The organism is Bradyrhizobium sp. UFLA05-109 (assembly GCF_054185165.1).
Window position 1 is genome coordinate 44631 of record NZ_JBBIAR010000017.1, and the last position, 12026, is coordinate 56656.

10 protein-coding genes are annotated in these 12026 nt (G+C 65.0%); 3 read left to right on the top strand and 7 right to left on the bottom strand.

The features are described 5' to 3' along the window. The first annotated feature begins 7 nt into the window (after nucleotides 1-7). Genes Q3C01_RS14625 through Q3C01_RS14635 form a run of 3 tightly spaced genes read left to right on the top strand, consistent with a single transcriptional unit; the run spans nucleotide 8 to nucleotide 2894 of the window. Nucleotides 8-901 carry an ABC transporter permease gene (locus tag Q3C01_RS14625; protein ID WP_458146025.1) on the top strand — a complete coding sequence of 298 codons (894 nt, stop codon included), beginning with the start codon at nucleotides 8-10 and terminating at the stop codon, nucleotides 899-901. Next, nucleotides 901-1911 carry an ABC transporter ATP-binding protein gene (locus Q3C01_RS14630; protein WP_458146026.1) on the top strand — a complete coding sequence of 337 codons (1011 nt, stop codon included), beginning with the start codon at nucleotides 901-903 and terminating at the stop codon, nucleotides 1909-1911. The genes Q3C01_RS14625 and Q3C01_RS14630 overlap by 1 nt, the downstream gene beginning before the upstream one ends. Continuing rightward, nucleotides 1908-2894, top strand: coding sequence for an ABC transporter ATP-binding protein (locus Q3C01_RS14635; protein WP_458146027.1), 987 nt, complete (start codon nucleotides 1908-1910; stop codon nucleotides 2892-2894). Before Q3C01_RS14630 ends, Q3C01_RS14635 begins: the two co-directional genes overlap by 4 nt. Before the next feature lie 88 nt (nucleotides 2895-2982). On the opposite strand, the gene Q3C01_RS14640 is transcribed toward Q3C01_RS14635, so the two are convergent. The 7 genes from Q3C01_RS14640 to Q3C01_RS14670 form a co-directional block, all read right to left on the bottom strand. Continuing rightward, nucleotides 2983-4971 carry an acetyl/propionyl/methylcrotonyl-CoA carboxylase subunit alpha gene (locus Q3C01_RS14640; RefSeq protein ID WP_458146028.1) on the bottom strand — a complete coding sequence of 663 codons (1989 nt, stop codon included), beginning with the start codon at nucleotides 4969-4971 and terminating at the stop codon, nucleotides 2983-2985. Next, entirely contained in the window at nucleotides 4968-6584 is a 1617-nt protein-coding gene (locus tag Q3C01_RS14645; RefSeq protein ID WP_458146029.1) for an acyl-CoA carboxylase subunit beta, read from the bottom strand. Before Q3C01_RS14645 ends, Q3C01_RS14640 begins: the two co-directional genes overlap by 4 nt. Nucleotides 6585-6695: 111 nt before the next feature. Continuing rightward, nucleotides 6696-7562, bottom strand: coding sequence for a beta-keto acid cleavage family enzyme (locus tag Q3C01_RS14650; RefSeq protein ID WP_458146030.1), 867 nt, complete (start codon nucleotides 7560-7562; stop codon nucleotides 6696-6698). Nucleotides 7563-7759: 197 nt separating this feature from the next. Further along, nucleotides 7760-8560, bottom strand: a complete 801-nt coding sequence (locus tag Q3C01_RS14655) for a helix-turn-helix transcriptional regulator (protein ID WP_458146031.1) — start codon at nucleotides 8558-8560, stop codon at nucleotides 7760-7762. A 191-nt stretch (nucleotides 8561-8751) separates the two neighbouring features. Next, nucleotides 8752-9408, bottom strand: coding sequence for a glutathione S-transferase family protein (locus Q3C01_RS14660; protein WP_458146032.1), 657 nt, complete (start codon nucleotides 9406-9408; stop codon nucleotides 8752-8754). Beyond that, a complete protein-coding gene (locus Q3C01_RS14665; RefSeq protein WP_458146033.1) occupies nucleotides 9408-10571 on the bottom strand; it encodes an acyl-CoA dehydrogenase family protein in 1164 nt (387 codons plus the stop codon). The genes Q3C01_RS14660 and Q3C01_RS14665 overlap by 1 nt, the downstream gene beginning before the upstream one ends. Nucleotides 10572-10689: 118 nt before the next feature. Beyond that, the gene (locus tag Q3C01_RS14670; RefSeq protein ID WP_458146108.1) at nucleotides 10690-11826 is read right to left on the bottom strand and encodes an acyl-CoA dehydrogenase family protein; all 1137 of its coding nucleotides are present in this window, start codon (nucleotides 11824-11826) and stop codon (nucleotides 10690-10692) included. Nucleotides 11827-12026: the final 200 nt, after the last annotated feature.

Consider the following 12026-nt stretch of genomic DNA (forward strand, 5'->3'; position numbering starts at 1 on the left):
GACCTGCTTGGCCGCGATCGATTATGATCTCGAACTGAAGCGCGCCGGCGCCGGCGCGACCGAAGGCTGGCTGCGCGTGCTGTTCCTGGCGCAGCGGCATGTGCTGGGCGCGGCCGGACTGATCATCATGACGCTGTTCGTGCTCACCGCGATCTTCGCCAACGTCCTCGCCCGCTTCGATCCCCTCACCGTGGATGCCGCGCATGCGCTGGCGCGCCCAAGCGCGCTGCACTGGATGGGCACGGATTCCTTTGGCCGCGACGTCTTCAGCCGCATCATCCACGGCGCGCGGATCTCGCTCGCGGTCGGGCTCGGCTCGACTACGCTCGGCGCGTCAATCGGCGTCATCGTCGGCCTCACCTCGGGCTACCTCTCGGGCTGGGTCGATCTCGTGTTCCAGCGCGTCTCCGACATTCTCCAGGCGCTGCCGCTGCTGGTGCTGGCGCTGGTGATGACGGCGGCGCTCGGGCCGTCACTGCCGAACGTCATCATCGCGATCGCCATTCCGCTGATCCCGACGGTGGCGCGCGTGATCCGCGCCAATACGCTGGCCTTGCGCGAGCAGCCGTTCGTGGAAGCCGCCAAATCGATCGGCATGAGCGAGGTGCGGATCGCGCTCCGCCACGTGCTGCCGAACACGCTGGCGCCGCTGATCGTGCTCGCCACTGCGCAGCTCGGCTCGACCATCCTCACCGAAGCTTCGCTCTCGTTCCTTGGCCTCGGTATTCCCGAGCCCTACCCGTCCTGGGGCCGCATGCTGTCGGAATCCGCCGCCGAATATGTCCGCACCGCACCGTGGCTCGTCATCTTCCCGGGCATTGCCATTAGCCTCGCCGTGTTCGGCACCAATTTGTTCGGCGACGCACTGCGCGACATCCTCGACCCGAGGCAGCGCGGCTGATGAGCGACGCCTCCGATCTCGTGCTCGATGTCAAGAACCTGAAAACGGTGTTCTTCACCAATTCGGGGCTCTTCAAGGCGGTCGACGACGTCTCATTCCGCGTGCGGCGCGGCGAGACGCTGGCGATCGTCGGCGAGTCCGGCTGCGGCAAGAGCGTCACCGCCCTCTCCCTTATGCGGCTGGTGCCGGATCCACCCGGACGCATTGTCGGCGGCTCAGTGACGCTCGAGGGCACCGACCTGCTCGCGCTGGATGACACGAAAATGCGCGCGATCCGGGGCAACCGCATTTCCATGATCTTCCAGGAGCCGATGACCTCGCTCAATCCCGTGATGCGGATCGGCGACCAGATCACGGAGGCGGTGCGGCTGCACAGGAAGATCTCGACCAGGGAAGCCCACAACATCGCGGTCGAGATGCTCCGGCTGGTGCGCATCCCGGAACCGGCGCGGCGCGCAAAGGAATATCCGCATCAGCTTTCAGGCGGCATGCGCCAGCGCGCGATGATCGCGATGGCTCTGGCGTGCCGGCCGGCGCTGCTGATCGCGGACGAGCCGACCACCGCCCTCGACGTCACCATTCAGGCGCAGATTTTGGCGCTGATCCTCGACCTTCAGAAGCAGCTCGGCACCGGCCTCGTGCTGATTACGCATGATCTCGGTGTCGTCGCGCAGACCGCGCAGCGCGTGATCGTGATGTATGCGGGCAAGAAGGTCGAGGAAGCGAGCGTCGAGGCACTGTTCGCCGCGCCAAAGCATCCCTATACGCGCGGACTGATGGCTTCGATCCCGGCGGTACCGGCTTCCGGCGTCGTGGCGCAGGCGCGGCTAAACGAAATTCCCGGCACCGTGCCGTCGCTGGTGCGGCTTCCACAGGGCTGCGCCTTCGCGCCGCGTTGCAAGCTCGCCATCAAGCGCTGCGAGGCCGAATATCCGCCGCTTCAGGATTGGGGCGGCGGCCATCTCGCCGCCTGCTGGCGCGCGGCCGACGTCGCGGAGGAGGTGGCATGAGCGAGGCGGTGCTCGAGGTCACCGACCTGATCAAGCACTATCCGGTGCGCGCCGGCGTGCTGCGGCGGCAAGTCGGCACCGTGCATGCGGTTGACGGCGTCAGCTTCTCGCTTCAAACGGGCGAGACGCTCGGTCTCGTCGGAGAATCGGGCTGCGGCAAGTCGACGGTCGCACGCAGCGTGCTGCGGCTGGTCGAGCCGACCTCTGGCCAGATCCGCCTCGACGGCGAGGACATCACGCATCTCTCCAAGACCGAGCTGCGACCGCATCGCCGTTCGATGCAGATCGTGTTCCAGGATCCCTTCGCCTCGCTCAACCCGCGCATGACCGCGGGCGACATCGTCGGCGAGCCGCTCGCGGTGCATGGCCTCGCCAGCGGCAAGGCGCTGGAGACACAGGTCGCAAAACTGTTCGAGCACGTGGGCCTGCGGCCCGACCAGATGCGCAATTTCCCGCACCAGTTCTCCGGCGGCCAGCGCCAGCGCATCTGCATCGCGAGGGCGCTCGCGCTACAGCCGCGGCTGATCGTCTGCGACGAACCCGTCTCGGCACTCGATGTCTCGATCCAGGCCCAGGTGATCAACCTGCTGATCGACCTGCAACGACAGCACGGCTTCTCCTATCTCTTCATCGCGCATGATCTGGCTGTGGTCGCCCATATCAGCCACCGTGTCGCGGTGATGTATCTCGGACGCATCGTCGAGATCGCGGACAAGGATGAGCTATTCAGGAATCCGCGCCATCCCTATACGCAGGCCCTGCTCGCCTCGGTCCCGATCGCCAACCCGCATGCGAAGCGACTGCCACCGCTCGTTGATGGCGACGTGCCGAGCCCGGTCAATCCGCCGTCGGGATGCGCGTTCCACACCCGTTGCCGTTTTGCGATGGAGCGATGCAAGACGGAACGGCCCGCGCTGGTGGAGGCCGGCGACCGGCACCAGGTGGCGTGTTTGCTCAATGAGGGGACGGGGCGGGGGCAATAGAATTGTAGGGTGGGTTAGCGAAGCGTAACCCACCGCTTCTGTCGTCGCGGAAACCAAAGAGGTGGGTTACGCCTACGGCTAACCCACCCTACGATTGCGGTGTTTGCGGCTCAATCTCCACCACGATCTTCCCCGTCGTCACCTGCTCGCCTTCCGCAACATCGATTGCCGTGACCACGCCATCGATGCCGGCCTTGTGGACGTGCTCCATCTTCATCGCCTCCAGCGTCATCACCGGCTGGCCGGCGGTGACGCGATCGCCGGGCTTGACCAGCACGGCGACGACGCGGCCGTTCATGGCGGCGCGGACCTTGCCGTCGCCGCCGTTGGCTGCGGCGGCCTTCGGCGGGGCAAGGGTGAGATCGGTTACCACGAGCGGGAGGCCGCGGTGCTGGAGGTACAGCCGATCGCCATCGCGCAGAAACTTTACGGTGTCCATGAGGCCTTCATGGTGGAAACGAATCGTCTCCGCGTCCAGCTCATCGACCTCGAACCTATGCTCCCGCCTATCGATGGAGACGATGTAGCCGCCATCGCGCTCGCGCCCGACTTCGAGCTCATGCGTGTGACCGTCCATCTCGATCTTCGCCGGCAGCGGAAACGTCGCCGCCAAGCTTCGCCCGCTACGCCATGCCGGGGCGCGCGGGTTGGTGACGTAAAGCAGCAGGCCCGCGAGCGCCGCGTCGAACGCGCCGTTCTTGCGTGGCGCTAGCAGTTCGTCGCGATGCGTGCCGATGAAAGCCGTCGTCGCCTCGCCCCTGGCAAAGCCGGGATGTCGCAGGCACGACATCAGGAACGCCTGGTTGGTGGTGACGCCGAAGGCGATGAGCTGCTCCAGCCCGCAGAGCAGGCGACTTCGCGCCTCCTCGCGCGTTGCGCCATGGCTGATGACCTTGGCGATCATGGAATCGTAGAACGGCGGGATCTCCGTGCCCGATTGCAGCGCGTGCTCGACACGGATGCCTTCCGGCACCTGCCAACGCGCCATGCGGCCGGACTGCGGCATGAACTCGTGCGCGGCGTCCTCCGAGCACAGCCGCACCTCGATGGCGTGACCGTCGAATTTAACGTCCTGCTGCTTGACCGGCAGCGGTTCGCCGCGCGCGACGCGCAGTTGCAGTTCAACGAGGTCCAGGCCGGTGATCGCTTCGGTCACGGGATGCTCGACCTGGAGGCGCGTGTTCATCTCCATGAAGTAGAACGCGCCGCTTTCGTCGAGCAGGAACTCCAGCGTGCCGGCGCCCTCGTAGCGCAGCGCCTTCACGGCTGCGACGGCAACCTCACCCATCCTCGCACGCAGCTGCGGCGTCACTGCCGGCGACGGCGCCTCCTCGATCAGCTTCTGGTGCCGCCGCTGCACGGAGCAATCGCGCTCACCGAGATGGATGGCGTTGCCATGAGCATCGCCGAACACCTGAATCTCGATGTGCCGCGGATTCTGGATGGCACGTTCGAGGATGACCGTGGGATCGCCAAACGCGGCCTTCGCCTCGGAGCGTGCGCTGCGCAGCGCGCCGGGGAAGGACGCGACCTCGGTCACGAGCCGCATGCCGCGGCCGCCGCCCCCGGCGACTGCCTTGATCATCACGGGGAAGCCGATCTTCGCGGCTTCCGCGAGCATCACCTCGTCACTCTGGTCGGTACCTTGATAACCGGGAACGATAGGTACGCCGGCCTTCTTCATGATCTCCTTGGCGCCGGCCTTGTTACCCATCGCCTCGATTGCCAGCGGCGATGGGCCGATGAAGACGAGGCCCGCATCCTTGCAGGCCTGCGCGAACGCCTCGTTCTCGGCGAGGAAGCCATAGCCGGGATGCACGGCATCCGCGCCGCTTGCCTTTGCCGCGGTGATGATCGCAGGGATGTTGAGATAGGATTGCGCGGGCGGCGCTTCGCCGATCCGCACGGCCTGGTCAGCCTGCCGCACATGCAAGGCATCGCGATCCGCATCCGAATAGACTGCGACCACGCCAAGGCCAAGCCGCCGCGCGCTCCGCATCAACCGGAGCGCGATCTCGCCGCGATTAGCGATCAGGACCTTGAAGAACGGCCGGTGCTGGACTGATCCGTTCCTCATGGACGGGCCACCGAAAATTGCATGCGCTGCGGCGTACGAGCGTCGCCCTCACGGCAGATCGCGAGCACTTCCGAGAGAACAGCGCGAGTATCGCGCGGATCGATGACGCCGTCATCGAGAACCCGCGCGCTGGTCGAGAACACATCCATCTGGCCATCGAACACGCCGATGATCTGCGCCTTCATGGCATCCAGCTTCTCCCGCTCAATCGGCTTGCCGCGCCGTGCGGCGGCAGCCTCCGTCACGATCGCCATGGTCTCGGCCGCCTGCTCGCCGCCCATCACGGCGGTCTTGGCATTGGGCCAGGAGAAGCAGAAGCGCGGATGGAAGCCCCGGCCGCACATGCCGTAATTGCCGGCGCCGAAGGAGGCGCCGCAATAGATGGTGATCTGCGGGACGGTCGCCGACGTCACCGCCTGAATCATCTTCGAGCCGTGCTTGATCATGCCGGCTTCTTCGTAGGATTTGCCGACCATGTAGCCAGTGGTGTTGTTCAGATACAGCAGCGGCGTGCGGGTCTGGCAGCAGGCCTGGATGAAGTGGGTCGCCTTGTTGGCGCCGGCTGGATCGAGCGGACCGTTGTTGGTAATGATGCCAATCGCCTGGCCCTCGATGCGGCCATGGCCGCAGACGGTGGCGGGGCCATAGTTCGACGCCATCTCGGTGAAGTCGGAATCGTCGACGATGCGCGCGATGACCTGCTTCATGTCGACGGGACGCTTGTGATCCATCGGCATGATGCCGAGCAGCTCGTCCTGATCGTAGCGCGGCGGCTTGTATTGCCTGGCTACCCTGACCGGCCGTTCCCATTCCAGCGCCGCCATAATCTCACGTGCGATGCGCAGGGCATCGCGATCATCTTCCGCAAGGTAGTCGCCAAGGCCGGAGATCTGCGTGTGCATCTCGGCGCCGCCGAGCTCTTCCTCGGTCGCGATCTCGCCGGTTGCGGCCTTGAGCAACGGTGGTCCCGCGAGGAAGGCGCGGGTTCGGCCACGCACCATGACGATGTAGTCGGACAGACCCGTCTGATAGGCCCCCCCGGCCGTTGAGGAGCCATGCGTCACGGTCACGACGGGAAGGCCCGCCGCCGACAGCCGCGCGAGGTTACGAAAGATGTTGCCGCCACGGACGAAATCCTCGACGCGGTAGCGCAAGAGATTGGCGCCGGCGCTTTCGACGAGCTGCACGTAAGGCAGCTTGTTCTCCAGCGCGAGCTCCTGCACGCGCAGCGTCTTGTCGAGGCCATAAGGTTGCAGCGCGCCGGCATCGATGCCGGCGTCGCTGGCGCTGACCATGCAGCGAATGCCCGAGACGAAGCCGATGCCTGCGATGACGCCACCGCCCGGCACGCTCTTGTTGACATCGGGAACGTCGAACATATAGCCGGCAAGCGTCGAGAGCTCGATGAAGGGCGCGCCGGGATCGAGCACCAGCGCGACGCGCTCGCGCGGCAGGAGCTGGCCGCGTTTGTGGAAGCGGTCCTTCGCGGCGGCGGATGCCGCGCGCGAGCGCTCCTCCAGCGCACGCATGCGATCGATCAGCGCCAGCATGCCGTCACGATTGGCGTGGTAGGCGGCGCTGCCGGAGGAGATGGTGTTTTCGATGAGTGCCACAACTTGCTCCGTCATTCCGGGGCGATGCGTAGCATCGAACCCGGAATCTCGAGGTTCCACAATTCGCAATTGCGAATTGGCGTTCGCGCTTCGCGCGTCCCGGAACGACGTTCAGCGATTCGTCCCAAATATCTTCCGCGCCTCGGCCGGACTCGCGATCTCGCGGCCGGCACGCCGCGCGCAGGCGGCCACCGCTTCGATCAACTGGCCGTTCGACGTCACCTTCTTGCCGTCGGCGAGATAGAAGGTGTCCTCGAGACCGGTTCGCAGATGCCCACCGAGATCGGCGCAGCGCTGGTGCAGCGGCCAGATTTCCTCACGGCCGATTGCCGTGACCTGCCAATGCGCCTCGGGACGCTTCAGCTTGAGCAGGATCGGCAGCAGCTCGGGATCAGCGGGCATGCCGGAGGCTACGCCCATGACGAAATTATATTCGAGCGGTCCCTTGTACATGCCGACTTCGGTATACATGCCGACACAGCGGACGATGCCGACGTCAAAACATTCGAACTCGGGGATGGTGGCGACTGCGTTCATGACGTCGAGATAGTCCTTCACTTTTTCGACCGCGTTGTCGAACATCATCGGCGGCCAGGCCCAGCTATGATCGGCCTTCACCTTGAGATAGTTCAGCGAGCCGGCGTTGCAGGCGGCGATCTCCGGCTTGGTCTCGCGGATGCAATCGAGCGCGCCGCCGTAGTTCGGCCCGGATACGCCCGAGGTGTGATTGATGATCACGCCAGGGCAAGCCTCGCGGATCGCTTGCTGGATTTCGCGCGAGACGCCGACCTCCCAGGACGGCAGGTGCCCCTTGTTCGGCGCCTGCTGGCGCAGATGGATGTGCATGATGCTGGCGCCGGCGTCGAACGCAGCCCTGGCCTCGCGCGCCATCTCTTCGGGCGTCACCGGCACATTGTGCTGCCTGGGGTCGGTGAGCACGCCGTTCAGCGCGCAGGTGATGACGGCCTTGTCGCTCATGCCTTGGATATCTCGCAGGTTGAGGATGCAACGCTGCGATCATGTGACCTGGCGAGGATGGCTTCTTGCGCGGAGAAGCTAGGGCAGGAAACGTCGCTGCGTAGGGTGGGTTAGCGAAGCGTAACCCACCAAGGCGCGTCCCGCGGATGCAGAAGCGGTGGGTTACGCCTTCGGCTAACCCACCCTACAATTCGTGGCTAGCTTGCTTCCGCAAGCTTCACCGTCTCGCCGCTGCGATAGATGGCGAGATCGCGCGAGCCGACGAAGATGGCGCGCGGCTTCAGGCCATAAAAGCGGCGGATCGAATGGCTGAAATGTGTGCTGTCGGGATAGCCGATGTCCTGCGCGAGATGAGCGAGGTTGAGGTCCTGGTTGGCGAAATGAAGGAGATACCGCGCGCGCTTCCAGGCGCGGAAGGAGCGGAAGGAGATGCCGGTCTCCTCCTTGAACAGGTGCAGGAACCGCGAAGCCGAGAGGCCAGCTTCCGCTGCGCAAGCTTCCGCCGTCACCGGCTCCCCGGAGAAACGCTCGATGCGCGCGATCGCCCGCATCACGCGCAGGTCGAGCATGCGGCGCGGCAGCGCCTCGTCAAAGCACATCTCGTCGAATTCGGCGGTGGTGACGTCGCCATAGCGGCGCTGGCGTAGGAACGCGTAGGCGGCGAGGATTTTTCGCGCGTAGTCGGCCTTGTCCGGTCCAGTCAGGCGCTGGCTCAGTGCCTCGATCACGCCGTCCGGCATGCTCTCGGGCTCGAGCGTGACGCTGATGACGGTGCGGTAGTCGCTCGCGATGGTGTGGCGCTGGTTCGGCAGGGTCACGACCAGGACGTCAGTGGTGTGGACGTCGTCGATGGTCAGATGCAGGCTGCCCTTCACCGCGACATAGACGTGGCAGCAGCCTGCGGTGCGCCGGCGCGGCCGGCCGAGTAGCCCGGCGTAGAACACGCGCTCCGGCGTAATCAGCATCAGATGGTCGGATTCGCGACCTTTATCTTCCATCGGCGGTCCTCCTCGCGCGGCTCTTCGGCCGCCGCGGACGGGGCCACCTTAGCGGAATTTTGCGTGGTGTCACGGCGGGATAGCGCTGTCACAAATCATCGTCATTCCGGGGCGATGCAAAGCAGGCATCGAACCCGGAATCTCGAGATTCCGGGCTCGCCCTTCGGGCGCCCCGGAATGACGGTTCCCCTTCAAGCTCTCAGCCTTGGCGCGACGTTCTGCTCGATTCCAGCCTTACGTTCCGCCGCCACCGCCCGCTTGAAACCCTCGCGCTGTTGCAGGCGGGCCCAATAGGCTGTGACATGTGGCCCGAAATCCCGAGAAAGCCCGATGCTTTCTGCAAGCCGCAGGGCATAGCCGATCACGATGTCGGCGGCGGTGAAGCGGCCGGCGCACAAGGCTTCAGCATTTGCGGTCGCTGCCTCGACCGCGCGCAGGCGCCCAAGGAACCATTTTGCGTAGTCGCTGGCGACCTGCGGATTACGCCGCTCTTCCGGCTCGAGCTGGGCGTAACGGAGCACCAGCGTCTGCGGGAAGGTTAACGTCGCGTCGCTGAAATACATCCAGTTCAGGAAGGCGCCGAAATCGGGATCATTGGCGTCGACCATCAGCGGCGTCGGCCCGTATCGGGTGCCGAGATAGTGGCAGATGCCGGAAGACTCCGTCATCCGCGTCTCGCTGTCGATCAGATAGGGGATCGTTCCGAGCGGATTGATCGCGAGGTACTCCTTGGCGAAGACGCGCGGCGGGAATGGCAGCATCTTCAGCTCATACGGCAGCCCCATTTCCTCCAGCATCCAGAGCGGGCGGAAGGAGCGCGCGGCGTCGCAGTGATAGAGGGTGATCATCAGGCGGTTCCCTTGCTGCCGGGCAGCGTGCCCATCATCTTGCACAGGACCATCAGCATCACCTCATCGGCGCCGCCGCCGATCGAGGTCAGGCGGCTGTCGCGATAGGCACGGCTGACCGGCGTCTCGTTGGTAAAACCCATGCCGCCCCAGTATTGCAAGCAGGCATCGGTGAGCTCACGTCCCAAGCGGCCGGCCTTGAGCTTGGCCATGGTCGCGAGCTTCGTCACGTCCTCTCCTGCAACCAGCGCCTCGCCGGCACGATAGACCAGGGCGCGCAATAGCTCGACCTCGGTCTGCATCTCCGCGAGCTTGAAGTGCACGACCTGGTTGTCGAGGATGCTTTGGCCGAAGGCCCTGCGGGCGCGGGTATATTCGATCGTCTCGTTGATGATGTATTCGTGCGCCTTCAGGCAGGCGGCCGCGCCCCACAGGCGCTCCTCCTGGAACTGGATCATCTGGTAGGTAAAGCCCTTGCCCTCCTCGCCGATCCGGTTGCGCCTGGGCACGCGGACATCGTCGAAGAAGATCTGGGCAGTGTCTGAGGAGCGCATGCCCATCTTGTCGAGCTTGCGGGCCACCGTGACGCCCTTGCTCTTCATGGGGACGCAGATCAGCGACTTGTTGCGGTGAAAGGGTCCATCGCTGGTGTTGGCGAGCAAGCAGATCCAGTCGGCCTGCGTGCCGTTGGTGATCCACATCTTGCCGCCGTTGATGACGTAGTCGTCGCCGTCGGGGCGCGCATTGGTCTTGATCGAGGCGACGTCGGAGCCAGCGCCGGGCTCGGAGACGCCGATGCAGGCGACGTAATCGCCCGCGATCGAGGGCGCCAGGAACTCGCGCCGCATCTCGTCAGAGCCGAATCGGGCCAGCGCCGGCGTCGCCATATCAGTCTGCACGCCGATCGCCATCGGCACCCCGCCACAGGTGATCGCCCCTAGCTCCTCCGCCATCATCAGCGCGTAGGAGTAATCGAGGCCCGAGCCGCCGAACTCGACCGGCTTGTTCAGCCCGAGGAATCCGAGGTGGCCCATCTTCTTGAACAACTCGTGCGCCGGAAAGATGTCGGCCTTCTCCCATTCATCGACATGAGGATTGATCTCGTTGGCGATGAACTTTTGCAAGCTCCGGCGAATGTCGTCGTGGTCGGCGGTGAACAGCATTTCTTTTCCTTCGTCATTCCGGGGCGCGCGAAGCGCGAACCCGGAATCCAGAGATGAGTCCAAAAAATATCGAGATTCCGGGTTCGACGCTTCGCGTCGCCCCCTGACGGCTTCGCCGTCACAAGCCCATCTGACGCGATGCCAGATCCTTCATGATCTCCTCGGTGCCGCCGCCGATAGCGTTGACCTTGACCTCTCGGTAGATGCGCTCGGCCTTGATCCCGCGCATGAAACCCGCGCCGCCAAAGATCTGCACGGCCTCCGAGGCGCAGAATGCCATGGTCTGTGTCGCCTGGTTCTTCATCATGCAGATTTCGGCCACCGGGCTCTCGCCCTGCTCGAGCCGCCAAGCCAGCATCTCCAGCATCGCCTGGGACGCCGCGACCTTCTGCGCCATGTCGACGATCTTGTGGCGGATCACCTGGTGCTGGGCGAGCGGCTTGCCGAAGGTCTTGCGCTCACGAGCATAGGCGATCGTCTCATCGAGGCAGACGCGCGCGAAGGCCGTGCAGCCGGCCGCCATGCCCATGCGCTCGCTGTTGAAGTTCTGCATGATGAATTTGAAGCCCTGCCCCTCCTCGCCGATCAGGTTCTCGGCCGGCACGCGGCACTCGTCGAAATGCAGCATCGCGGTGTCGGAGGCCCACCAGCCCATCTTCTTCAGTTTCGTACGCGACAGGCCGGGTGTGTCGCCCTCGATCAGCAAAAGGCTGACGCCGCCGGCGCCATCACCGCCCGTGCGGACGGCGACGGTCAGATAGTCGGCGCGCATGCCTGAGGTGATGAACGTCTTCTCGCCGCTCACGACGTAGTGATCGCCTTCACGCCGCGCCTTGGTGCGGAGGTTTGCAACGTCGGAGCCGCCGCTCGGCTCGGTGATCGCGAGCGCGGAGATCTTTTCGCCGGCGAGAATCTGCGGCAGCACCCTGGCCTTGATCTCGGGCCGCGCGGCGCGCGCGATCGGCGGCGAGCCGATGGTATGGCTCATCAGCGACGCACTGATGCCGCCGGCACCGGCGCGCGCCAGCTCCTGGCTCGCCACGATCCTCATGAACTGGTCGGCGAGGACGCCGCCAAATTCCTCGGGGAACCCAAGCCCCAAGAGGCCGATCTCGGCGGCCTTGCGATACAACGCGCGCGGGAATTCGCCGGCCTCGTCCCACTCATGGGCGTGAGGCTCGATCTCCTTTTCGACGAAACGACGCATCACGGCGCGGAAGGCGTCGTGCTCGGCGGTATAGAACGGGCTCGTCATCGCGTGATCGCTTTCGCTGGCGGCGATTCTTGTTGCCACCATGGCCGGAACACCACCCGCCCACTTGCGTCGAGTGGCTGGGCCGGGGGCACCCGACTTCGGTCCGGCCATGCGCCAGCAACTCAACGCAAGACAGTTTAGCCCCTCGCGGACCAACTCCGAACCAAAAAGAAACTTGCTCAAAACTCAGGCCAGCCCCT

Bases quoted from the DNA above. Each gene is read 5' to 3' on its own strand.
- Q3C01_RS14630 (WP_458146026.1), top strand. From the start codon at position 901: ATGAGCGACGCCTCCGATCTCGTGCTCGATGTCAAGAACCTGAAAACG.
- Q3C01_RS14635 (WP_458146027.1), top strand. From the start codon at position 1,908: ATGAGCGAGGCGGTGCTCGAGGTCACCGACCTGATCAAGCACTATCCG.
- Q3C01_RS14640 (WP_458146028.1), bottom strand. From the start codon at position 4,971: ATGAGGAACGGATCAGTCCAGCACCGGCCGTTCTTCAAGGTCCTGATC.
- Q3C01_RS14650 (WP_458146030.1), bottom strand. From the start codon at position 7,562: ATGAGCGACAAGGCCGTCATCACCTGCGCGCTGAACGGCGTGCTCACC.
- Q3C01_RS14655 (WP_458146031.1), bottom strand. From the start codon at position 8,560: ATGGAAGATAAAGGTCGCGAATCCGACCATCTGATGCTGATTACGCCG.
- Q3C01_RS14660 (WP_458146032.1), bottom strand. From the start codon at position 9,408: ATGATCACCCTCTATCACTGCGACGCCGCGCGCTCCTTCCGCCCGCTC.
- Q3C01_RS14665 (WP_458146033.1), bottom strand. From the start codon at position 10,571: ATGCTGTTCACCGCCGACCACGACGACATTCGCCGGAGCTTGCAAAAG.
- Q3C01_RS14670 (WP_458146108.1), bottom strand. From the start codon at position 11,826: ATGACGAGCCCGTTCTATACCGCCGAGCACGACGCCTTCCGCGCCGTG.